The organism is Streptomyces sp. NBC_00273 (genome assembly GCF_036178145.1).
GTDB lineage: Bacteria > Actinomycetota > Actinomycetes > Streptomycetales > Streptomycetaceae > Streptomyces.
Genome location: NZ_CP108067.1, coordinates 9052216 through 9073902, shown reverse-complemented (window position 1 = coordinate 9073902; position 21687 = coordinate 9052216). Strand labels below are relative to the sequence as shown.

Sequence of the window (21687 nt, the reverse complement as noted above, 5' to 3'; positions counted from 1 at the left end):
TGGCGAACCACGGGGGTGCTCGCCACGGCGTGCCCGAGACCGCCCTGCCCCGAACGAACCGACCCGGCCCTACGGCCGGGGACCCTCCAGGACGTACGCCTGCTTGGACGCACAGGTCCAGATCACCGGCTGGACCCGGTTCTGCGCGTCCAACGCGGCTCCGCCGACCCGGTCGTCGTCCGTGACGGCGAAGGCGGCGGTGAACAAGGAGGGGCCCAGCCCCGGCAGGACGCGCATCGACCCCTTGCCGGTCCAGTACTGCGCCCGGGCCGGCGGGCTGTCCGGCGGGCGCGGCGACGCATAGGTGAACTCGGCCAGGCCGACCGCGACGCCGGTGTTCGGGCTGATCGCGTCGAACGTTCCGCCGATCGCTCCGGGCGCCCGGGGCGCGTACACCGCAGGGCCGTCGGGTCGGTTCCACACCACGGCGTACTCCGCGCTGTCGGGCCCCTGGCCCCGCCGCGCGTAGCCGACGATCCGGCCCGAGTCGTCGATCCCCCGGGTGACGTGGTGGTCCCCCGTGTCGTCGAAGGGCGCCAGTACCGAGGGCGTCGAGTCCGGGTACGCGGGCCAGTAGAGCCCCGGGACGGCGAGGAACTGGCGGCCGGGGCGCCGTTCCAGCTCCCAGGCGTTGCCCGACACCTGCCCGGCGTTGTTGAGGCCGGACATCATGGAGAGCACGTATCCCGCGGGCGGGGGCAGTTCGCGGCGCGGCCTGCCGTGCGACCATTCCACGCCGATGGTCCGGTTCTGGGCGGCGTCCCGGACACTGCCGATGATGACGCCGAGGTCGTTGACCCCGCTCGCCTCGCCCCCGCCGGGCAGTATGGTGACGGCGGGATCGCCGTGCCGGTAGCTGAACGCCTTGCTGCCCTCGTCGGTGGTCACCTGCCCGACCATGAGGCCGGACCGGTTGACGTCGTTGACCCGGCCCGTGCTGGAGCCCTCGGGCACCGGCACCGCGTACACCTGTTCCCCGATCCAGTACGCCGGCTTCATGCCGGACATGCCGACCGCCAGGCGCGAGCGCCCCGGTGCGATGGCCGAGACCTGGGTGTGGCGCACCCAGGGGCTCGGATGCGGATCGTCGGTGGCGGGCAGCTTCTGAAGGACCTGGACGGACGGCTTGCAGGATGCAGCCGTGGCCCCCGCGGCCGCCTGCGCGGGAGCCGTCATGCCGAGGGCGGCGAGGAAACTGCCCGTCACGGCGAAGCCCGTACGCCTCGTACGTCCTGCGCCCCTCGCGCTTCTGGTGCGTCGCGTTCTCGTTGTCATGAATCCCCCCGGATCACGTCACGTGGAAAGCCGAACCGCAGGGAGACATCCTTGCCCCGCCGGACCGGGATGAACAGCAACGATCCGGACAAGCGACACGTCACTTCCGGACCTGTGCACGGACTCCGGAGGCGCCGGGCCGGGCTCGGGCGCCGGGCGTCCGATCCGGAAGGCCCGGGCACCCAGCCGGGCCCACTTGCGCAGCTCGGGCACGACGATGACCGTCCGCTCCGACCACTTGGCGAGGCGAAGCTGACGAAGAGGCTGACGAAGACCCGGGCGGAGAAGCGCAGGCCCACCTTCTCCAGGCCGCCCGGCTCGTCCAGCGCCGCGTCGAGCCACCGGGTCGCACGCTCGGGCTGCCACATGGCTTCGCGGTGGATGCTGCGGCCGGCGTCACCGGCCCCGCCGAGCGCCTGGAGCGCGTCGCCCGCGGCGAAGTACCGGTCGCACAGCTCGTCGCTCACATGGCGGCCGATGCCGCGGCGCGGACGGGTCGGGGCGGCGTTCTCGAGCGCGGGCACCTCCGGCCTCCGAAGATCCACCCTTCGTCATGCGAACGCACCACAAGACTGGTACAGCGGTACCATGAAAGGGTCCGGGCGGCCCGGACCGCGAACGCACCACCGACGGGCGGAGACAGGACACATGCCGAAGCGCGTGGACCACGAGGAACGGCGCGCCCAGATCGCCGAAGCGCTCATCCAGGTGGCCGGACGACGCGGACTGCACGCCGTGGGCATGCGCGACGTCGCGGCAGAGGCGGGGGTGTCGCTGCGACTCGTGCAGTACTACTTCGAGACCAAGGAGAAGCTGCTCTTCTACGGACTCCAGCACCTCACGGACCGCTTCACCGCACGCGTGGGCGAGCGCCTGCGCGCCGTCGGCCCGAACCCGGGCCCGCGCGCGACCATCGAGGCACTGCTCCTGGCCTCCCTCCCCACCGACGACGAGGGCCGCACCTTCCACCTCCTCTACAGCTCGTACTCGATCCTGTCCGTGACCGACGAGGCGCTCGCCGCCCAGCCGTTCATCGACAGCCCCGACACCGCGGAGAACGCCATCACCGGCCTGCTCCAACAGGCACAGGAGAGCGGCCTGGCCGATCCGGGCGTCGACGCGCGCATCGAGGCGATCAGCCTGCTCGCCATGACGGCGACCATGGGCACGAGCATCCTGGTGGGCCAGCGGAAGCCCGAGTCGGCCGTCGCGGTGCTCCACCACCATCTCGACCGGATCTTCACCACCGCCTGACCTCCACCCCCAGCACTCCCCCCGACCCCACCCCCGACCGGCGCCGGCCCGGCCGCCCCGGCGAGTTCCAGGACTGTTCACCCCCACGTGACCCGCACCTTCCCGGACCTACCGGGCACGGCCGCTCGAATGGCGACCAAGAGGTCTGGACCATTGAAGTCGCGCCAATCCGTGGCGCATTGGCTCCGGTGCCACACTCTCGCAACAACTGGTCTATACCTTTGACATTAGGATGGGCCACCTGAAACGGGTACATGCACAGCCGTGGGGGGCTTTATGACCTTTCATCATCTTCCGCAACCACCATCCGACGAAGAGCTCTACTGGTACTTCGGTCCGCAGCGCCGCTGGGTCCTCATCAGTACGTCGCTCGCCTTCGTGTTCACGGCGGCGACCATGTTCGCCTTCGCCCTGCGGACACCGGCCCTGTGGGCGTTCCTCGCCGTCCTCGGCCTCAACCTCGTCGCCCTCGTCCTGTCCTGCGTCAACAGCCTGCGCCAGCGCCGGCTCACCCGGCAGTCGCACGAGGTGCTCATCCAGGCCTGGCGGCCCGCCGCCCTGCCGGACGTCGATCTGTACCTGCCCACCTGCGGCGAACCGCTCGACGTCCTGGGCAACGCCTACCGCGCGGTCGCGGCCGTCGACTGGCCCGGAGCGCTGACCGTCTGGATCCTGGACGACGCCGACCGGCCGGAAGTCGCCGCGCTGGCCGCCTCGTACGGCTACGCGTACGTCGTACGGCCCGACCGGGGGCACCTGAAGAAGGCCGGCAACCTCAACCACGCGCTCACCCTGAGCAGCGCCGAGTTCATCGCGATCCTGGACGCGGACTTCGCCCCGCGGCCCGACTTCCTGCGCCACCTCGTGCCCTACCTGGCCGACCCGGCCGTCGGCATCGTACAGAGCCCGCAGTGCTTCGACACCGACGAGACCATGGGATGGATCCAGCGGGCCGCCGGCTCCGCGCAGGAATGGTTCTTCCGCTGGATCCAGCCGTCCCGGGACGCGAGCGACGCCGCCATCTGCTGCGGCAGCAACGCCGTGTACCGGCGCAGCGCGATCGACCTGGCCGGCGGCTTCGCCCGGCTCGACCACAGCGAGGACCTGTACACCGGGCTCGCCCTGCACGAGCAGGGGTTCCGCACCCTGTACGTACCGGTGCTGGTCGCCAAGGGCACCTCGCCCGACCGGATCACCTCCTTCGTCAACCAGCAGTACCGGTGGGCGATGGGCAACCTCCACCTGCTCGGCACGCCCGTGCTGCGGCGGATGCGCGCGCCCTGGCGGATGCGGCTGTGCTTCTACGAGGGCATCGTCGGCTATCTGACCACCGCGGTGAACACCTTCGCGGCGCCGTTGCCGCCGCTGGTGATGATGTTCTGGTTCCCGGACCACATCCGGCCCTGGCACGTGCTGCCCCTGCTCGCCCCGCTGTGGCTGTGGCACGTGCTGCTGCCGCGGATCAGCCGCACCCGCTGGCGGGTGGAGGTCATCCGGGCGAACGTCCTGACCAGCGTGGCCGCCGCGACCGCGTTCGTGCACACGCTGCGGGGGCGCACCGCCGCCTGGGTGCCCACCGGCGCGCGGAGTGCGGGGGCTCCGGGCGGGATGGCCCGCCGGGTGGTGGCCGTCTCGCTCGCCTGGCTCGTCCTCTCCAACGGCGCCGCGGCCACCGGTCTCGCGCTGGCCGTGGCCCGCAACGGCTGGGAGCCCAACTGGGGGCTGCTCCTCTACCTCCTGGTGCAGTGCCAGATCAACGTCCCCCTGATCCGGGACCTGGTGGCCGAGCTGCACCCGGAGGCGGGGCCGGTGCGCGCCCGGGTGCGGGCCGCGCTGCGCTCGCGCGGCGGCGTGCTGCCGCGCCGCTGGCCCGAGACCGTCGCCGCTTCCGCGGTCCTCCTGCTGACCGGCCTGCTGGCATCGGGGTGGGTCGACCCGATGCTTCCCTGGCTGAGTTGAAAGGCACCATCCGCATGTCCTTCCTCGTCACACCCGGCCGGCACCTGCCCCGCGGGAGCGCTGCTCCCGGGGCCGGAGAGCTGCCGTCCGGCTCCCGCTCCGGCAACGAGTCCGGGCCGAGCCCGCACCGGTCCGCCTTCCGGCCCGACATCGAGGGCCTGCGCGCGGTCGCCGTCCTCGCGGTGCTCGCCTTCCACGCCGGCCTCCCCTGGGCGACCGGCGGTTTCGTCGGCGTGGACGTCTTCTTCGTCATCTCCGGCTACCTCATCACCGGCCTGCTGGTCCGGGAGGCGATCACCACCGGCCGGATCCGCCTCGGTGACTTCTTCTCCCGGCGGGCCCGGCGACTGCTGCCCTCCGCCGCCGTGGTGCTCGCCGCGGTGGCCCTCGCCGGCGCCTGGCTGACCGTACCGCTGCGCCGCACCGACATGGAGCACGACGTCGTCGCGGCGGCCCTGTCCTTCGCCAACTGGCGGTTCGTGGCGCAGCGGACCGACTACCTCGCCGCAGGGCACGACCAGAGTCCGCTGCTGCACTTCTGGTCCCTCGCCGTCGAGGAACAGTTCTACCTGTTCTGGGCCCCGCTGCTGGCGGTGCTGGTGCTGTGCGCGGCCCGGGCGGTCCGCCGGGGCCGGGCCGTACGGCTCCTCGTGGTGCTGGCCGCCGCCCCGCTCACGCTGGCCTCGTTCGCGCTGGCGGTGTACTGGACCGAGCACTCCGTATCGCTCGCGTACCTCGGAACTCCGTCGCGGGTCTGGCAGTTCGGCGTAGGGGCCCTGCTCGCCCTGCTGCCCTGGCACCTGATGCGCGGTCCGCGCCCGCTGCGGCTGCTGTGCGGCTGGGCCGGGGCCGCGGCGATCGGCTGGTGCGTCGTGTCGTACGACGCCGGGACCCCGTACCCCGGTTACGCGGCGCTCGTGCCGACCCTGGCCACCGCCGCCGTCATCCTCGCCGCGATACCCGGCCGGGGCGAACGCCACGCGCAAGGGCCGTGGGACGTGGGGCGGCTGCTGGCGGGGCGGGCTCCCCGGGCCGTCGGGCGGCTCTCCTACACCCTGTACCTGTGGCACTGGCCGGTGCTCGTCCTCGCCGAGGCCCGGCTCGGCACGCTCGGCTGGCCCGCGAAGACCGCGCTGACGCTGGCCGCCGTACTGCCGGCCCTGGCCACCATGCGCTGGGTCGAGCAGCCGCTGCGCCGCAGCCGTACGGTCTCCGAACTCCCCCGCCGCGGACTGTCGGTGGGCGTGTCGGCGATCGTGCTGCCGGTGGTCCTCGCGCTGGTGGTGGGTACGACGACGCTGCGCGTGCTGGGCCCGGCCGGCCCGGTCGACACCCAGGGGCTTCCCCCGGGCGCCGCCTCGGGCCCCACCCTCCTGGCCCGCACGGCCGGTACGCCGCTCGTCGACGGGCCGGTGGTACCCAGTACCGCCCAGGCACGGGGGGACTTCCCGCCGGACGGGGCCTGCGAGGTCGCCCCGGCCGCGACGCGCAGCCCGGACTGCCTGTTCGGCGCGGTGGACGGCCCGGACCGGATCGTGCTGCTGGGCGACTCGCACGCCGGGCAGTGGTTCTCCCCGATGCTGGCGCTGGCCTCGCAGCGGGGCTGGGCACTGCAGGAGCTGGTGAAGCAGGGCTGCCCGCTGCCGGAGCTGGCCGTGGACAGCCCCCAGCTCGGGCGCGCCTACCGGGAGTGCGACACCTGGCGGGCGGACTCCCTGGAGCGGCTGCGGCAGCAGCCGAAGCCGCGCCTCATCGTGATCTCCTCGCTCAACCGGTACACCGACGACGCGAAGCTGCTGGCCGAGGCCTGGGAGAAGACGCTGACGCCGCTCCGGGCCCTGGGGGCGCCGATCGTCTACATTGAGGACACGCCCGTACCCGGCCGGGACATCCCGGCGTGCGTGTCCGGCAGTCCGGGATCGCCGGCCGACTGCGCGTTCAGCCGCGCGGACGCCCAGTGGCCGGATCCGCTGGCGCAGCGGATCGCGTCCGGAGCCCTGCCCGGCGTACGGAGCGTCGGCGTGAACCAGGTCCTGTGCCCGGGCGACGGGCCGACCTGCCCGGCCGTGCTCGACCGGATCCTGCTCTACCGGGACGACGCCCACCTGACCAACGCGGCGGCCGTGGTCCTGACCAACCGGCTGGAGCGGCTGCTCACGGAGGGCGGGTTGCTGCCCGCAGCGGGTGGAGCGGCACCGGGGACACCAGGGGCGGCGCCGGGGGCGGACGGGTGGACCCGGCTGCTGCGCGACGACTTCGACGGCCCGGCGGGTACCCCTCCGTCCGCCACCGACTGGATCCACGACATCGGCACCTGCTACCCGGGCTGCCCCGCGCCGCAGTGGGGCACCGGTGAGGTCGAGACCATGACCGACTCGACCGAGAACGTCCGCCTCGACGGGAAGGGTGCACTGGAGATCGTGCCCACCCTCAAGGACGGGCGGTGGAGTTCGGGGCGGATCGAGACGCGGCGCTCCGACTTCGCGCCCCCGCCCGGCGGGGTGCTGCGGATCGAGGCGTCGATCGCCCTGCCGGACGTGACCGGGGAGAAGGCGGCGGGATACTGGCCGGCCTTCTGGACCCTGGGGGCGCCGCTGCGCGACGGGTACACGGGGTGGCCGGGCGTCGGGGAGCTCGACGTCATGGAGTCCGTGAACGGCCGGGACACCGTCTTCGCCACGATGCACTGCGGTGTCCTGGAAGGGGGTCCGTGCCGGGAGCCCGCCGGCCTGACCTCAGGTCCGCAGCCGTGCGCCGGTTGCCGTACGGCGTTCCACTCGTACGCCGTCGAGGTCGATCTCGCACCCGGCGCGCAGGAGGTGCGCTGGTACCTGGACGGGCGCGTGCACCACCGGGTGACCGCCGACCGGATGGACCCCGGGACGTGGAAGGCGGCCGTGGAGCACGGGCTGTTCCTGATCCTCAACGTGGCGATCGGTGGCAACCTGCCGCTCGCCGACGGCGCGAGCGCGGGTCCGGCCACCGAGCCGGGCCATGCGATGCGGGTGGACCACGTGACCGTCTCCACCCGGGGGCGGACCACGTAGACACGGAGGGGTACAGACCCGTGGCGGGGGGAGCGCCTCGCTCCGGGCCGGTCGACGGTCCGTGAGCGGGGCGCGCTCCTCGGGAAACCCGGAGCACGCCCGGCGCCTGCGCGGCACAGGTCCGACGCGGGATCAGAACGCGAAGACGGCGTTCCCGTTGAGGGTCGCGGACATCACGCAGGTGTTGGAGAAGGTGTGCTTCCAGGCGACGCGACTGCCCTTCCACACACCGTCAGCGGTGACGGTGACCGGGGCGTAGTGCATCGGGCAGGCGCGGTCCGGGTTCGGCGAGGCCAGCAGGCGGTCCAGCGCTCCGCCGGTGGAGTTGAGGGCGGCGCAGGCGGCCTGCGGGTCCGGGTGGGTGCCCTGCGCGGTCGGGGCGCAGCTGAGGGTGGAGGCCCGGACGATGGTGGAGGTGGCTACGTCGTCGCCCTGCGCGACGGTGAACACCAGGGCGGACGGGGCGTACAGGCTGGAGGGTTGGGCGGCTGCCATGCCGGTGGCGCCGACCAGACAGAGGAGCGTGGCGGCGGAGGCAGCTGCGATGCGGTGACGCACGACGAAACTCTCTTTCGATTCAAAGGTTGAACGCGATATTTGGTTTCGATATCGCGTCGTTGCGGCTTCAGACTGTCTGACATGAAGCCACGCCGCACATCCATGACCGATTTACGGACAGGGCGTCCGTATATCGGGGAACGATGGGGCGTTCGGGCAGCTCACGGGGGTCGCATCCGCTCCACTGCCGCACCCCTGCGCCGGTCGCGCCGCCCGCGACGTGCGGCGCGACCCCTCCCTGACCTGCTACCGGCCGCGCACGGTTCACCCGACGGTCACTCAGCTTGACCGAATGCGCACGCTTAAGCCCCGAGAGTGACGTGTCCGGACGGCCCAACTCCACGACATCCCAGTAGAGTTAGGTAAGCCTTACCTAAAGATGCCTTACGATGTCGGCATGAAGAAGATCATCCGCGTGCTGACGGCGGTGGCGACCGGTCTGGTCCTCGCCGCGCCCGGCACGCTCGCCACGCCCGCCGCGGCCGCGTCCGCCCCGGCCGGCGTCACCAGACTCGAACTCCCGCGCCCCACCGGCGGCTTCGCCGTGGGACGCGACACCCTCCACCTCGTGGACCGGGAGCGCAAGGACCCCTGGGTTCCCACGGCCGACCGCGAATTACTCCTGTCGCTCTACTACCCGGCGCTCGCGCACACCGGAAGTCCCGCTCCCTACATGAGCGCTCCCGAGGCCAAGGCGCTGCTGACCGACCGGGGGCAGTTGGGTGAGTACGTCACCCCCGAACGCCTCGCGGCCACCCGCACGAACGCGCGGACGGACGCGCTGCCCCGGCCCGCCGCGACCCGCTACCCGCTGATCGTGCTCTCCCCCGGCTTCACCATGCCCCGCTCCTCGCTGACCTCCCTGGCGGAGGACCTCGCCAGCCGCGGGTACGTCGTCGCGGCGGTGGACCACGCGTACGAGTCGGACGGCACCGTCTTCCCCGGCGGCCGGATGCTCACCTGCAAGGCGTGCGAGCAGGTGTTCCCCGACGGGTCGCTGCACCGGGTCTCCGACGGCCGGGCCCGTGACGTCCCGTTCGTCCTGGACCGGTTGACCGGCCCGCACCCGGCGTGGCGGTACTCCTGGCTGATCGACCCCCGGCACATCGGCATGGCCGGGCATTCGATCGGCGGTGCGGCCGCATCGGCCACCATGGCCGTCGACGCGCGCGTGGACGCCGGGGTCAACATGGACGGCACCTTCTTCACACCCGTACCCCAGGCCGGTCTCGGCGGGCGGCCCTTCCTGATGCTCGCCGGTGACCCCGCCCTGCTGCCGCCCGACTTCCCCGACACCTCCTGGGAGGACACCTGGCCCCGGCTGGACGGCTGGAAGCGCTGGCTGACCGTCACGGGCGCGGGACATCCCGGTTTCACCGACTGGCCCGTGCTGGGCGACCAGGTCGGGTACCCGCACCCGGAAACACCCCTGTCGGGCACCCGCTCCCAGCAGATCACCCGGGCGTACGTCGGCGACTTCTTCGACCTGCAGCTGCGCGGGAAGCCGGCACCGCGCCTGGACGGTCCGACGGCGGCCGACCCGGAGGTCGTGTTCCACCGCAGCTGACGCCGTGCACGGGGGCGCCCACCCGTTCCGGCGGGCGCCCCCGTACCCGCCCCGTTCTCCCGAAGGCCGATCCGAGCGATCGATCCGCACCGATCGGCACCGTTCCAAGTCGAACCGAGGAGTCCAACGCGCATGTCGAACACCTCCGAGGGCGGCGGCGCCGCCCATGGCCTGAGCGGCGTGGCCATGACCCTGCTGACCCCCCTGTACGGCCGTGCCCACGCGGTCGAGCTCCTCCCGGGCACGGCGTTCCGCGACCCGGCGGCCGCCTCCGTGCTGGCCTCGACCGGATACCGCGCGCCCGAGGTCCTGACCGACCGGAGCAATGCGCTCGGCTCGGTCCACCGGGCCATCGTCTTCGACGAGTTGACCGCCGCCTTCTGCCGGGCCCACCCCGACGCGGTGGTCGTCTCGGTGGGCATCGGCCTCGACACCCGCGCCGAGCGGCTCGCGGGCGCCCTGCCCGCCTCCGTCACCTGGCTCGGCGTCGACGTGCCCGAGGTCGTACGGTTGCGGACGGAGCTGCTCCCGGGGGACCACTCCCGCGTGTTCGCCGCCTCGATCACCGAACCCGACTGGGCGGATCAGCTGCTGCCCCTCGTCGGGGAGCGGCGCGACGTACTGGTCCTGGCCGAGGGCGTCCTGATGTACCTGGACCCGGCCGGCTTGAAGGCCTTCCTGACCTCCTGCCGGTCCGCGTTTCCCGCCGCCGAGCTGGTGGCGGACTTCTTCCACCCGAAGGTCGCGCTCAGCGGCCGGCACCCCATCGTCAAGGCGACGGGGGCGCAGTTCCGCTCCGGCGCCCGGGGCGGCCGCGGGCTCGCCGCCGTGGCACCCGCCTGGGAGTGGATCGGTGACCACCGGGTGATGGAGCGCATCAGCATCGGCCACCGCGCGGCCGCGGGTCTGTTCCGCCTGCTGGCCCTCGGCGCCCCGGCCTACTCCGCGGCCCGGCTGCGCGCCACGCGGTAGCGCTCAGTACGGGTCTGCGTAGCGGGCGGCGAGGGCGGCGGCACGGTCGCGCAGGGAGGTGCGCAAGGACTGCGGGGCCAGGGCTTCCGCGTCCGTGCCGAGCTGCCACAGCGCCCATTCGGCATGTCGTGAATCCTGGAAGGTCAGCTCCAGCCGCAGCCGGCCGTCCGGGTCGGGTTCTTCGGCGCGGACGGCCAGCGCGGTGTCCAGCAGCTCCTCCCGCCGCGCCGGGTTCACCCGTACCTGCACGGTGATGTGGTCCTCGCTCAGGAACCGCGCGGCGCGTTCCCGCCAGATCCGGTCCAGATCGACCCGGTCCGGCCGCTGGGCGGTTTCGGGGAGCTCCTCGGCGGCCAGGACCCGGGATAGCCGGTAGGTACGGTCCGCGCCGGATCGCGTGGCCAGCAGGTAGACCCGGTCGCGTACGGTGACCAGGCCGATCGGGTCCACCGTGCGCCACTGCGGGGGCCGGCCGGTGGCCGCGTAGTGGATGCGCAGCTTGTGTCCGGCGAGCACCGCGCGCCGGACCACGATCATCGTGGTGCCGGGTACCTCGTCCGCGACCAGCCGGCGTGAGAGCAGGTCGACCTCGGGCTCCACGAGAAAACGGCGGGCCGCGTCGCTCGCGGTGGCCCGGTGACTGTCGGGCAGCGCGTCGACCACCTTGCGCAGGGCCGAAGCGAGCGCCGGGCCGAGGCCGAACGCCCGCTCGCCGCGCCCCGATCCGGTGGCCAGCAGGGCCAGGGCCTCGTCGTGGTTCAGTCCGGTGAGCTCGGTCCGGAAACCGGGCAACAACTCGAACCCTCCGTGCCGCCCGCGTTCGGCGTAGACCGGGACGCCGGCCGCCGACAGCGCCTCGATGTCGCGCAGCACGGTGCGGGTGGACACCTGCAGCTCGCGGGCCAGCGTGTCCGCGGTCAACCGACCGCGTTGGCGCAGCAGCAGCACCAGTGAGACCAGCCGATCGGCGCGCATACGGGAACCGTAACGGAATACCTGACCAAGGGTGTCGTGATGGGCTGGGAGGCTCGTGCACACGACGTCGAGGCCGGTGGCTGCCGAGCCGGTGGACGTACGTACTCCCGATGGATCGAATGGAGCTGACGTGGCGATGGAACGAACGGCGGTCAACCCGGTGACCTGGTCGGTGGAGCTGGGGTTCAACCAGGGTGAGGTGGTCTCCGGGCACGCACGGACCCTGTACGTCTCGGGGCAGACCGCGATGGGCGACGACGGTACGCCCCGGCACGAAGGTGACATGGCGGCGCAGTTGACGCTGAGCATCGACAACCTGGAGGCCGTGCTCGGTGAGGCCGGCATGTCCCTCGCGAACCTCGTGCGGCTCAACGTCTACACGACCGATGTCGATCTGCTCTTCAAGCACTACGGCGGGCTGGCGGCGCGGTTGGGCGCTGCTCGGGTGGCACCGACCACCACGATGCTCGGGGTGACCCGACTGGCGATCCCCGGCCAGATGGTCGAGCTCGAGGGGACCGCCGTCGCCTGATCCGACCGGCGCGGGGGCCTGCGCCGGTCGGATCAGCCCCTGGGCCGGGAGCTCCACTCGTGCTCCAACCCGATGGCCGAGGTCGGGCGGGTTGCTGCGATCATCCTCGGATGCGAGGAATCGACGAGTTGGCCGATGTGGACGATCCGGCTTGGCCTGGGCTTCAGGACATGCTCGCTGAGGCTTCCGTGCCCGCGCTGGTGCTTCCCGTCGACTTCGACGAGGGGCGCCGGTGCCTCGTGCAGATGCAGGTCACCGCGCGGTCGACGCTCGGTGCTCTCGCGCTGAACACCGGCGGGTTGCTCTTGGACGACGGATGGGTGCGGGTGTTCGGCGGCGGTTCGTCCGTCGACGGCGGCCTGCCGAGCCTGGGGCAGGTCAACGGTTTTCCCACGGCTTTCGATCCCGCTTGGAATCCCGGGACCGCACTCGTCGTGGGGCACGATGTCGTCGGTGGGGTCTTCGCGCTGAACGGCCGTGATCCTGCGGCTTCGGGCCGCCCGGGGGCACCCGGACAGATGACCTACTTCGCTCCCGACACGCTCGCGTGGGAGGCGCTGGAGATGGGCCATTCCGCATGGGTGTCCTGGCTGCTCTCGGGCGACCTGGAGACGTTCTACGAAGGGCTGCGCTGGCCCGGTTGGCGGGAGGAGGCCACCGCCCTCGCCCTGTCGCAGGGGATCACCGTCTACCCGTTCCTGTGGTCCGAGGAGGCCCGTGCGGATCTCGGGGCCACGAGTCGGCGGCCGGTGCCGATGCGCGAGGTCCTCGGGGCGGCGGCCGACTTCGCCCGGCAGCTGGGGCCGGCCGATCCCGGAGTTCTCGGCCACGTGTGAGGCCGCCGCGGATCAGGGCCTGCGCGACCGTACGGGATCCTGCTCCGGCACCGGACCGCTGTGCCTCGGCCGTACGCCGAACCACTGCTCGGCGCCGTACTCCTCGAACCTCTCCACCTCGGTGAAGCCCAGCTTCGCCGCGAGGCGCATCGCACGGTCATTGGCGGTCTGGGTACAGAGGACCACCGGCTCGCCCGGATGCGCGTCGGCGAACCAGTCGAGAGCCGCCGCGCACGCCTCGGCGACGTACCCGCACCCCCACGCCTCGGGGAGGAACATGTAGCCGAGTTCGACCTCCCCGGCCTCCGCGCGGACGTGCCCCTGGCGCTCGGCGGCGCCCCTCCGATCCGGCGATCCGCGCTGCGGCCTTTGGCCGGTTGCAGCCACTTATCGGGCGGGACTGCCGATCCGCGCACCGTCGCCCGTGGTCTGCGGCACACTGTTCGGCCATGAGTGACGCACACACCGGCCGACAAAGCCGGTTCACCGTTCAACTTCCGCACGGTCCGGCCGGGTTGGGACGGAGCCGGCGCGCCCCGGGAATCCCACGACTGCGACCGGACCCCTCCCCCTGCACTCCACTATTAGGTTAGGCTTACCTAAGAGTGGGGGTGCGGGGATGCAGGACAACGCGCGAGACCAAGCGCAGCAGGACGAGTGGGCCGACGAGGTGCTGGCCTGGATGGGCTCCCAGGAAGAGATGGACCGGGCATTGCGCGACGCACTGCGCCGCACGCCCAGTCAACGGGAGGAAACGATCGCCCGGATGGCGGACGCCCTCCGCGGGGCGGCCCAGGGGCTGACCGTCCCCGGGTGCGCGGCGGCGGCCGGCGTCCCCGAGCGCATTCTGTGCGAGTGGCTGGAGATCGACGCCAGCTTCGCCGCGGCGCTCCGCGCCGCGCACGCACTGGCCGAGGCACACGGGCTGAACCCGGGGGCGACGCCCACCCCGGCCGCGTTACAGCTGATGCTGAACGCGATCCGCAAAGGGGCCGCCTGGCCGGCGGCGGCGACCCTCGTGGGCATCTCCGTGCGCGGGTTCAACCGCCTGCGCGCCGAGGCGCCACCGGTGGGGGCACTGATCGCGGCGGCCCAGCGGGCGCGCTCGATGCAGGCCGGTGCGGGCCGGCGGCGCAGACCCCCCAAGGCAGCGAGCCGGCGCGTCGGGTACCGGATCGTGCAGCTCGACGACCCCCTCCTGTCCCCGGACAGTCAACCGGACGACCCCTCGGGCGGGTTGAGCGACCGCGCGTCGCGCCGGGACTGAACGCCCGATCACACGAGGAACGAATCCAAAGGGCGTCGCTCACCCCGCACACAGGTGACTTAGGTTAGGCTAAGCTAACTACGAGATGAGGGGTCGAGAGGGCGCCCTCCACCCCTCGTCGAGCTCCGCGCGCCCGTTCACCACCGGCTCTCCGCGCAGCGCCGGTGACAAGGAGATCCAGCCGTGGGCCCTGTGACCATCGACCCATATCCCATGCCCACCCAGGACCTCGTGCCGCGCTCCGTGGCACCTTGGTCCGTCGACCCCGACCGGGCCGCCCTGTTGATACACAACATGCAGAACCATCTGCTGCGGCCCTTCCCCCGCGATCACTCACCCCTCGTGGACCTGATCGGCAACATCACCGACCTCCGCAGGTCCGCACGACGGCTCGGCCTCCCGGTCGTCTTCAGTGCCGTACCGGCGGGCGAGCGCCCCGAACAGCGGGGCCTCGCGGCCGAGATGGAAACCGAACCGGCGGCGGACCGAGACGTGACGATCACCGAGGAACTGACCCCCCGCCGGGGAGAGCACGTGATCACCAACGCGCGGCACAACGCCTTCCTGCGCAGCCACTTGGAGCGCATCCTGCGCACCACGGGCCGGGACCAGTTGATCCTGTGCGGTGTGTTCGCCCACGCCGGCGTACTGCTCACCGCGGCGGACGCGTTCATGAACGACATCCAGCCGTTCGTCGTCGCCGACGCGGTGGCGGACACCTCCGCGGAGGAGCACGCGCTGGCCCTGCGCTGGACGGCCGCACGGGGCGCCGTCGTGCACACCACCACGACCCTCATCGACGAACTGGAAGCCTGAGAATGACGACCGCACACCCCACCCCATGAGCGGACGGGCGGCGCCACGGGCGCGCACACTCATCGAGGCCCTGCCGTGGTTGGAGCGGTTCCAAGGACGCACGGTCGTGGTCAAGTTCGGCGGCAACGCCATGGTGAACGAGGAACTGAAGGCGGCCTTCGCCCAGGACGTGGTCTCCCTGCGCTACGCGGGGCTCCGGCCGGTCGTCGTGCACGGCGGCGGCCCCCAGATCAGCGCGATGCTCGAACAGCTCGCGCTGGAGGTCCGGTTCGCGGCGGGGCTACGGGTGACGACCCCCGCGGTGATGGAAGTCGTCCGCATGGTGCTGGCCGGTCAGGTCCAACGGGACATCGTCGGACTGATCAACCGTCACGGAGCCTTCGCCGTGGGGATGACCGGTGAGGACGCCCGCACCCTGTCCGCCGTCCGGCGGCCGGCCGTCGTGGACGGCGCCGAGGTGGACATCGGCCTGGTGGGCGACATCGTGCACGTCGACCCCGACACCGTACGGGGCCTCCTGGAGCGGGGGCGCATCCCCGTGATCTCCCCCATCGCCCGGGGAGCGCACGACGACAACGTCTACAACATCAATGCGGACCTCGCGGCCGCCGCCCTCGCCGAAGCCCTGGACGCCGAGAAGCTGGTGATGCTCACCGACGTCGCGGGCCTCTACGCGGACTGGCCGCACAGCACGGAGATCATCGACCGGCTCACGGCCGGTGAACTGGCGGAACTGCTGCCCTCGATGGCGGGCGGCATGGTGCCCAAGATGGAGGGCTGCCTGCGTGCGGTGCGCTCCGGGGTGCGGATGGCGCACGTGCTGGACGGCAGGGTTCCGCACGCCCTGGTCCTGGAGGTCTTCGCCGACGAGCACACCGGCACCACGGTCGTGCCCGACGATCCGCCGGACGGACCTCCGGAAGATTCGCCGAACGGGTCGCCGCACGGTTCGCCGCACGGGGAGCACCTCCCCCACTGAACCGGGGGAGGGTCGACCTGCCCCGGCCCTCTCCCGCCCCACCCCGGAGCCGTTACGGCTCCGGGGTCTTCCGCGTGCCCAACTCTGCTGGCAGTAAACCTGGTTGGCGCAGATCGAGACGGCACCTCGGTCCAACTTGACAGCTTCCGGCCTGTCAGAGATGTTAGGCCAGCCTTACCTAACCAAATAGGGTAGGACCGAGGAAGGATGGGCATGTCCGCACCGCACGCGAGCTCCACACCCGGGGACGCTCTCCCGGACATCAGGGACCTGGTGGGCATCGGCTTCGGGCCGGCCAACCTGGCCCTGGCGATAGCGATCCGGGAGCACAACGGCCGACGCGCCCCCGGCGAGGCGATCCGGGCCTCGTTCATCGAGCGCCAGGACGACTTCGGATGGCACCAGGGCATGCTCCTCGAAGGGGCCACCATGCAGGTCTCCTTCCTGAAGGACCTGGTGACGATGCGCAATCCGGGAAGCTCCTTCAGCTTCCTGCACTACCTGCAGGAGCGGGACCGGCTGGCCGACTTCATCAACCAGAAGTCCTTCTTCCCCACCCGCCTCGAATTCCACGACTACTTCCGCTGGTGCGCCGCCTCCTTCAACGAACTGGTCGACTACGCCACCGAGGCCGTCGAGGTACGCCCGGCGGGTCCGGACGGCGCCGCGGACGTCCTGGACGTCATCACCCGGCCCACGTCCGGCACCGGGCCGCAGCGCGCCACCCGCACCCGCAACCTCGTACTCGGGACCGGGCTGCGCCCCCGCGTCCCGGACGGGATCAGCACCGGACCGCACGTCTGGCACAACCGCGACCTGCTGCACCGCGCACCGCAACTGACGGTCCGTCCCCACCGCCGGTTCGTCGTCGTCGGCGCCGGACAGTCCGCCGCCGAGACCGCCGACCACCTGCACCGCACGTTCCCGGACGCCGAGGTCTGCGCCGTGTTCACCCGGTACGGGTACAGCCCGGCCGACGACAGCCCGTTCGCCAACCGGATCTTCGACCCGGCCGCCGTCGACGAGTTCTTCAGCGCCCCGGAGGAGGTCAAGCAGCAGCTCATCGGCTACCACGCCAACACCAACTACGCGGTGGTGGACGGCGAACTGATCGAGCAGTTGTACCGGACCGTCTACCAGGAGAAGGTCGCCGGCACCGAACGGCTGCGCATCCTGAACGCGACCGCCCTGACCACCGTGGAGGAACTCCCCGACGGGGCCCGGGCCGTGGTGCGCTCCCTCACCACGGGAGAGACCCTCTCCCTCGACTGCGACGCGGTGGTGCTGGCCACCGGATACCGGCCCACCGAGCCGGCCGAGCTGCTCGGCGACCTGGCCGGGGAGTGCCTCACGGACGGTCAGGGCAGGCTGCGCGTGGGCCGCGACCACCGGGTGGAGACCACCGACCGCGTCCGCGCCGGCATCTACGTCCAGGGAGCGGCCGCCGAGCACACCCACGGCATCACCGCCTCCCTGCTGTCCACGCTGGCCGTGCGCTCGGGCGAGATCTGCGACTCCCTGCTGCTGCGCGTCGCCGAGCGCGAGGTGCGGGCCGCACTGGCGACCAGGGCGGCGGCCGTCGCCGACGGCGTCCCCGCCCACCGGGGCTGAGCGGCCGTGCCGCGCACCGAACCCCCGGGGGCGGCCGGGCCGGCCGGACTCACGGCGGCGCAGGCGCACGTCCTGGCGACGCAGAGCGCGGATCCCTCGTACGCCGGCCACAACGTGGGCCAGTACATCGAGCTCGTGGGCCCGCTCGACACGGCGGCGCTCGACCAGGCCGTGCTGCGCACCCTCGACGAGGCCCCCTGGCTCCGCTCGCGGCTGATGACCGGAGGCGGCCTGCCGCGCCTGGACACTTCCGCGGCGGCCGACCCGGTGGGCGCCGCCGTCGACCTGGTACGCGGCCAGCTCGCCTGTCCGCCCCGGCCCGAGCTGCTCACCGCCCCGGCGGGCACCGGCCTCGCGCCCGACCTCACCGGAGCCCTGCTCGTCACGGTCGGCCCCGAACACCACCTGCTGGTGCAGTACTTCCACCTGCTGGCGGTCGACGGGTACGGGGTGGCGCTGCTGAGCCGGCGGATCGCCGAGGTCTACACGGCCCTGGTGCACGGCCGCCCGCCCGGACCCACTCCCTTCGCGCCGGTCTCCGTACTGACCGACGCGGACCGCGCCTACACCGGCTCGGCGGCGCAGGCCGCGGACCGGCGGTACTGGACGGGGCGGTACGCCGACCGCCCCGCTCCCGCGTCCCCCGCCGGACGGGCGGCACCGGCCCAGGACACCGCGCGGCGGCACACCGTGCACCTCGACGCGGCGGACAGCGCGGCCGTCCGGGCCACCGCCCGTTCCGCGCGCGTCACCTGGGCCGAGGTCGTCCTCGCCGCGACCGCGGTGCGGGTGACCGCGCAGGTCGGCGCGCGCGAGGCGGTCCTCGCCGTGTACGCGGCGGCACGGACCGCCCCGGGGACGCTACGGGTGCCCGCGACGGCCGTGAACGTCCTGCCGGTGCGGCTGCCCGTCCGGGGGGCGGACACCTTCCGGTCGCTGCTGGGCACGGCGGCCGGCGAGCTGACCCTGCTCCGCCGCCACCAGCGGCTGCGCGGCGAGGAACTGGCGCGCGAGGTGTGGCCGGAGTACGGGGGCGGCCGCGTCCCCGGGCCGCTGGTCAACCTGCGACCGTTCGAGACCGAGTTGGACTTCGGCGCGATCCGCGGCCGGGTCGTCAGCCTCGCCTCGGGGCCGGTCGACGACCTGTCGGTGTCCGCCGCGGCGGGCCCCGACGGGCGGCTGCGCCTGGACTTCGACGCGAACCCGGTGCTCTACGAGGAGGCCGAACCGGCGCGGTTCGCCCGCCTGTTCACCGAGGACCTGGCGGCGCTCTGCCGCGCCCCCGACGTTCCGGTCGCCTCCTTGCAGGCCTCCCCCGTCCACCACTGATCCCCTTCCCGAACCGACCGTCCCGGTCATCACCCAAAGGAGAGACACCATGGCCACCAACCCCTTCGAGGACGACGACGCCCGCTACTTCGTGCTCGTGAACGCCGAGAACCAGCACTCGCTCTGGCCCGCCTTCGCGGAGGTTCCCGCGGGCTGGACCGTCGTGCACGGTGAGGACAGCCGGGAGGGCTGCGCCGCGTACACGGAGACGCACTGGACCGACATGCGGCCCGCCAGCCTGGTCGCGAAGAGCTGATCCCGGGGGCCAACCGGCCCCGTAGCCCGCGCGCGGGGCCGGACCGGAGCACGTGCTCCGGTCCGGCCCCGGTCGCGTGGTTCACAGCCTCCTGGAGAGCACCTCCGAGCCGCGTGCGGGGTCCAGCGCCCCGGCCCAGGCCCCGGGCGCCCGCCCCGGGCCGGCCTGCACGAAGCCGTGCCGCCGGAAGAAGGCCGCGCCGCTCGTGGTCGCCGTGAAGACCTCCCGCACGAGGCGGCTCCGGGCGTCGGCGAGCGCGGCGCGCAGCAGCGCGGCGCCCAGCCCTTGGCCCTGGTTCCCCCGGGCGACGCAGAAGTTGTAGAGCACGGCGGCCCCCTCCCCCTCGTCGCTCAGGGCGAGGCAGCCCAGGACCGACGTGCGGCCGCGACCGGTCACGAGGAGGAACTCCCCGGCGTGCGCCAGGTAGTGGTCGATGCTGCGGGGCCGCAGGGCACCGGAGCGGATGAAGGCCAGCGAGAGGGCGTGCAGGGCGGGGGCGTCGTGCAGACGCGCCCGCCGGACCAACGGCGGGAGACCGTCCGTGCCGTACAGCGGGGGACGGGGGGTGGCGGCAGTAATCACGAACTTAGGCTAGCCTTCCCTAAGTTGAGCCGCAATTCGCCTCTCGATCCAACACATCACACCCAGAGGCCAGTTCATCAAAGCGGCGGTCACCACTTCACCGCACCCGGCTTGACGTGCACCTTCGTGACTAGTTAGGTAAGCCTTACCTAATAGAACGCTGAAGTGCTGCCTTCGTTCCGCCCTCCGCCGATTTCCCGAGGAGAGAGTCCCTCCATGTCCGCTTCCCCGCCCTTCACGCTCGACCGGCTGGTCCGCGACGTCGCCGACGTGCTCTACACGGAGCCCGCCGACGTCTCCCTGGAAGAGGACCTGCTGGACCAGGGCCTCGACTCCATCCGGCTGATGTCGCTCGTCGAGAAATGGCGGGCCGAAGGCGCCCGCATCAGCTTCGTGGACCTCGCCGAACGGCCGACCCTGCGCCAGTGGGCCGAGCTGCTCACCGCAGCCCCCTGATCCCGCCCTCCCCCACACCTGCCCGCCCCGGAGCCTGCCGTGCCTCTGCGTGACTTCGTCATAGACATCGAACCCCTGCGCGCCAGCAGGGACTTCCGCGCCATCTTCATCGCCCGCGTGGTGTCCCTGTTCGGCCTCGGCATGGCGACGGTGGCCCTGTCCGCCCAGGTGTACGGACTGACCCGGTCCACCTTCAACGTCGCCGTCGCCAGCATGATCATGAGCGTCACCGTGCTGCTCGGCTCGCTCTGGGGCGGCGTCATGGCCGACCGGACCGACCGCCGGCGGCTGATCGTGTGCGCCCGCGGCGCCGCCGCCCTCGCCTTCGCCGGCCTCGCCGTGAACGCGATGCTGCCCGACCCGACCCTGTGGGGCATCTACGTGTGCGTCGCCTGGGACGGCCTGGCCACGGGCGTCAGCGTGACGGCCCTGATGGCCGTCGCCCCGACGCTCGTGCGCCCCGACCAACTCCCGGCCGCGGGCGCCCTCATCTCGCTGACCGGTGAGATCGGCTCCATCAGCGCGCCCTTCCTGGGCGGCTTGCTCCTCGCCCTGTGGGGGCCCGGCCCGGTCTTCGCCTTCACCGCCGTCACCACGGCCGTCACCACCCTCCTGATCTCCCGGATCCGGCCCCTGCCCCCGGTCAAGGACGACGAGGAGGACGAGGACGAGTACGGCGCCGACAGCGGATCGCTGCTGGTCGCCTTCACGTACGCCGTCCGCAACCGCGTCGTCGGCGGCCTGCTCGTCCTCGGCGGCGTGATGGCCCTCTTCAACCTCCCGGTCGTGCTCTTCCCCGAGATGGTCGACCGCCAGTTCCACGGCGGCGAGGTCATGCTCGGCCTCCTCTACACCGCCCCCGCCGTCGGCGCGGTCGCCGTCTCCGCCACGAGCGGATGGCTGACCCGGGCCGCCCGGCCCGGCCGGCTGCTGATCGTCGCGGCCTTCACGGGCGGTCTGTCCGCCGTGGGCTTCGGCCTCAGCGGCAACATCTGGGTCGCCTTCGCGCTGCTCGCCGTGGGCGGCGCCGCCGGCACGGTGTACGAGATCCTCGAGTACGCGCTCGTCCAGCACAGCACCCCCGACCGGCTGCGCGGCCGCATCGTCAGCGTCATCACCACGCAGGGCACCACCGGAGGCGTCGTCGGCGACGTCGAGGTCGCCGCCCTCGCCCGTTGGTTCAGCCCCGGCGGGGCGGCCGTCGTCAACGGCGCGATCTGCGCCGTGGCCGCCGTCGCCGTGGCCATCGCCGTACCCGGCCTGCGCAGGGCCACCCTTCCCCGCGAGGAGCGGGACGCGGAGGACGGCCACGACGACGGGCCCGGCCCCGGCCCCGACACCGCCGGTCTGAAGCCCGCCGCACCCGCGGCCCCCGCCGTCTAACGGGTTCTCCCCCGCCTGCCCGCAGGCCCCCGC

Annotated in this window: 20 protein-coding genes and 1 pseudogene; 15 read left to right on the top strand and 6 right to left on the bottom strand. The window is 72.5% G+C overall.

Features of this window, described 5'->3' with window-relative positions:
* Positions 1-69: 69 nt before the first annotated feature.
* Both OG386_RS40615 and OG386_RS40610 read right to left on the bottom strand, forming a co-directional pair.
* Positions 70-1206, bottom strand: coding sequence for a hypothetical protein (locus tag OG386_RS40615; protein ID WP_328792336.1), 1137 nt, complete (start codon positions 1204-1206; stop codon positions 70-72).
* Between the two features lie 65 nt (positions 1207-1271).
* The gene (locus OG386_RS40610) at positions 1272-1799 is read right to left on the bottom strand and encodes a hypothetical protein (RefSeq protein WP_328792335.1); all 528 of its coding nucleotides are present in this window, start codon (positions 1797-1799) and stop codon (positions 1272-1274) included.
* A gap of 124 nt (positions 1800-1923) precedes the next feature.
* On the opposite strand from OG386_RS40610, the gene OG386_RS40605 reads away from it, so the two are divergent.
* From OG386_RS40605 to OG386_RS40595, 3 genes are all read left to right on the top strand, one after another.
* Complete coding sequence (locus OG386_RS40605) at positions 1924-2529, top strand: TetR/AcrR family transcriptional regulator (RefSeq protein ID WP_328792334.1); 606 nt, start codon at positions 1924-1926, stop codon at positions 2527-2529.
* Between the two features lie 276 nt (positions 2530-2805).
* Complete coding sequence (locus OG386_RS40600; RefSeq protein WP_328792333.1) at positions 2806-4488, top strand: glycosyltransferase family 2 protein; 1683 nt, start codon at positions 2806-2808, stop codon at positions 4486-4488.
* A 14-nt stretch (positions 4489-4502) separates the two neighbouring features.
* Positions 4503-7535 (top strand): acyltransferase family protein, encoded by a 3033-nt coding sequence (locus OG386_RS40595; protein WP_328793532.1) that lies wholly within the window; start codon positions 4503-4505, stop codon positions 7533-7535.
* Positions 7536-7667: 132 nt separating this feature from the next.
* On the opposite strand, the gene OG386_RS40590 is transcribed toward OG386_RS40595, so the two are convergent.
* On the bottom strand, positions 7668-8030 hold the full coding sequence (locus OG386_RS40590) for a subtilase-type protease inhibitor (protein WP_376103776.1): 363 nt from the start codon (positions 8028-8030) through the stop codon (positions 7668-7670).
* Between the two features lie 460 nt (positions 8031-8490).
* Here OG386_RS40590 and OG386_RS40585 point away from each other — a divergent pair, with 460 nt between their 5' ends.
* Together OG386_RS40585 and OG386_RS40580 are read left to right on the top strand one after the other, a co-directional pair.
* Positions 8491-9660, top strand: a complete 1170-nt coding sequence (locus OG386_RS40585) for an alpha/beta hydrolase family protein (RefSeq protein ID WP_328792332.1) — start codon at positions 8491-8493, stop codon at positions 9658-9660.
* A 132-nt stretch (positions 9661-9792) separates the two neighbouring features.
* Entirely contained in the window at positions 9793-10632 is an 840-nt protein-coding gene (locus OG386_RS40580; protein ID WP_328792331.1) for a class I SAM-dependent methyltransferase, read from the top strand.
* 3 nt (positions 10633-10635) lie between these two features.
* Here the strand turns inward: OG386_RS40580 and OG386_RS40575 are convergent, their stop codons facing one another.
* Positions 10636-11607: a helix-turn-helix transcriptional regulator gene (locus OG386_RS40575; RefSeq protein WP_328792330.1), complete on the bottom strand. Its 972-nt coding sequence runs from the start codon at positions 11605-11607 to the stop codon at positions 10636-10638.
* 136 nt (positions 11608-11743) lie between these two features.
* Here OG386_RS40575 and OG386_RS40570 point away from each other — a divergent pair, with 136 nt between their 5' ends.
* The gene (locus OG386_RS40570) at positions 11744-12139 is read left to right on the top strand and encodes a RidA family protein (RefSeq protein ID WP_327388780.1); all 396 of its coding nucleotides are present in this window, start codon (positions 11744-11746) and stop codon (positions 12137-12139) included.
* Positions 12140-12249: 110 nt separating this feature from the next.
* Positions 12250-12975 carry a DUF2625 family protein gene (locus tag OG386_RS40565; protein WP_328792329.1) on the top strand — a complete coding sequence of 242 codons (726 nt, stop codon included), beginning with the start codon at positions 12250-12252 and terminating at the stop codon, positions 12973-12975.
* A 12-nt stretch (positions 12976-12987) separates the two neighbouring features.
* On the opposite strand, the pseudogene OG386_RS40560 reads toward OG386_RS40565, so the two are convergent.
* Positions 12988-13323: pseudogene (locus OG386_RS40560) on the bottom strand (GNAT family N-acetyltransferase); the annotation flags it as partial.
* A 271-nt stretch (positions 13324-13594) separates the two neighbouring features.
* On the opposite strand from OG386_RS40560, the gene OG386_RS40555 reads away from it, so the two are divergent.
* The 6 genes from OG386_RS40555 to OG386_RS40530 all read left to right on the top strand — a co-directional run bounded on the left by OG386_RS40555 (position 13595) and on the right by OG386_RS40530 (position 19233).
* On the top strand, positions 13595-14242 hold the full coding sequence (locus OG386_RS40555) for a hypothetical protein (RefSeq protein ID WP_328792328.1): 648 nt from the start codon (positions 13595-13597) through the stop codon (positions 14240-14242).
* Positions 14243-14425: 183 nt separating this feature from the next.
* On the top strand, positions 14426-15058 hold the full coding sequence (locus tag OG386_RS40550; protein WP_328792327.1) for an isochorismatase family protein: 633 nt from the start codon (positions 14426-14428) through the stop codon (positions 15056-15058).
* A gap of 25 nt (positions 15059-15083) precedes the next feature.
* The gene (argB, locus tag OG386_RS40545; protein WP_328792326.1) at positions 15084-16037 is read left to right on the top strand and encodes an acetylglutamate kinase; all 954 of its coding nucleotides are present in this window, start codon (positions 15084-15086) and stop codon (positions 16035-16037) included.
* Positions 16038-16250: 213 nt separating this feature from the next.
* On the top strand, positions 16251-17648 hold the full coding sequence (locus OG386_RS40540) for a lysine N(6)-hydroxylase/L-ornithine N(5)-oxygenase family protein (RefSeq protein WP_328792325.1): 1398 nt from the start codon (positions 16251-16253) through the stop codon (positions 17646-17648).
* A gap of 6 nt (positions 17649-17654) precedes the next feature.
* On the top strand, positions 17655-18977 hold the full coding sequence (locus OG386_RS40535; protein WP_328792324.1) for a condensation domain-containing protein: 1323 nt from the start codon (positions 17655-17657) through the stop codon (positions 18975-18977).
* A 49-nt stretch (positions 18978-19026) separates the two neighbouring features.
* A complete protein-coding gene (locus OG386_RS40530; RefSeq protein ID WP_266601093.1) occupies positions 19027-19233 on the top strand; it encodes an MbtH family protein in 207 nt (68 codons plus the stop codon).
* Positions 19234-19314: 81 nt separating this feature from the next.
* Here the strand turns inward: OG386_RS40530 and OG386_RS40525 are convergent, their stop codons facing one another.
* Positions 19315-19815 (bottom strand): GNAT family N-acetyltransferase, encoded by a 501-nt coding sequence (locus OG386_RS40525; RefSeq protein WP_328792323.1) that lies wholly within the window; start codon positions 19813-19815, stop codon positions 19315-19317.
* Positions 19816-20031: 216 nt separating this feature from the next.
* On the opposite strand from OG386_RS40525, the gene OG386_RS40520 reads away from it, so the two are divergent.
* Together OG386_RS40520 and entS are read left to right on the top strand one after the other, a co-directional pair.
* Positions 20032-20271 (top strand): phosphopantetheine-binding protein, encoded by a 240-nt coding sequence (locus tag OG386_RS40520; RefSeq protein WP_266601089.1) that lies wholly within the window; start codon positions 20032-20034, stop codon positions 20269-20271.
* Between the two features lie 39 nt (positions 20272-20310).
* Positions 20311-21654 (top strand): enterobactin transporter EntS, encoded by a 1344-nt coding sequence (gene entS / locus OG386_RS40515; RefSeq protein ID WP_328792322.1) that lies wholly within the window; start codon positions 20311-20313, stop codon positions 21652-21654.
* Positions 21655-21687 lie beyond the last annotated feature (33 nt).

Coding starts and splice junctions, on each gene's coding strand:
- OG386_RS40605 (WP_328792334.1), top strand. CDS start 1,924: ATGCCGAAGCGCGTGGACCACGAGGAACGGCGCGCCCAGATCGCCGAA.
- OG386_RS40600 (WP_328792333.1), top strand. CDS start 2,806: ATGACCTTTCATCATCTTCCGCAACCACCATCCGACGAAGAGCTCTAC.
- OG386_RS40595 (WP_328793532.1), top strand. CDS start 4,503: ATGTCCTTCCTCGTCACACCCGGCCGGCACCTGCCCCGCGGGAGCGCT.
- OG386_RS40590 (WP_376103776.1), bottom strand. CDS start 8,030: ATGGCAGCCGCCCAACCCTCCAGCCTGTACGCCCCGTCCGCCCTGGTG.
- OG386_RS40585 (WP_328792332.1), top strand. CDS start 8,491: ATGAAGAAGATCATCCGCGTGCTGACGGCGGTGGCGACCGGTCTGGTC.
- OG386_RS40580 (WP_328792331.1), top strand. CDS start 9,793: ATGTCGAACACCTCCGAGGGCGGCGGCGCCGCCCATGGCCTGAGCGGC.
- OG386_RS40575 (WP_328792330.1), bottom strand. CDS start 11,607: ATGCGCGCCGATCGGCTGGTCTCACTGGTGCTGCTGCTGCGCCAACGC.
- OG386_RS40570 (WP_327388780.1), top strand. CDS start 11,744: ATGGAACGAACGGCGGTCAACCCGGTGACCTGGTCGGTGGAGCTGGGG.
- OG386_RS40565 (WP_328792329.1), top strand. CDS start 12,250: ATGCGAGGAATCGACGAGTTGGCCGATGTGGACGATCCGGCTTGGCCT.
- OG386_RS40555 (WP_328792328.1), top strand. CDS start 13,595: ATGCAGGACAACGCGCGAGACCAAGCGCAGCAGGACGAGTGGGCCGAC.
- argB (WP_328792326.1), top strand. CDS start 15,084: ATGAGCGGACGGGCGGCGCCACGGGCGCGCACACTCATCGAGGCCCTG.
- OG386_RS40540 (WP_328792325.1), top strand. CDS start 16,251: ATGTCCGCACCGCACGCGAGCTCCACACCCGGGGACGCTCTCCCGGAC.
- OG386_RS40530 (WP_266601093.1), top strand. CDS start 19,027: ATGGCCACCAACCCCTTCGAGGACGACGACGCCCGCTACTTCGTGCTC.
- OG386_RS40520 (WP_266601089.1), top strand. CDS start 20,032: ATGTCCGCTTCCCCGCCCTTCACGCTCGACCGGCTGGTCCGCGACGTC.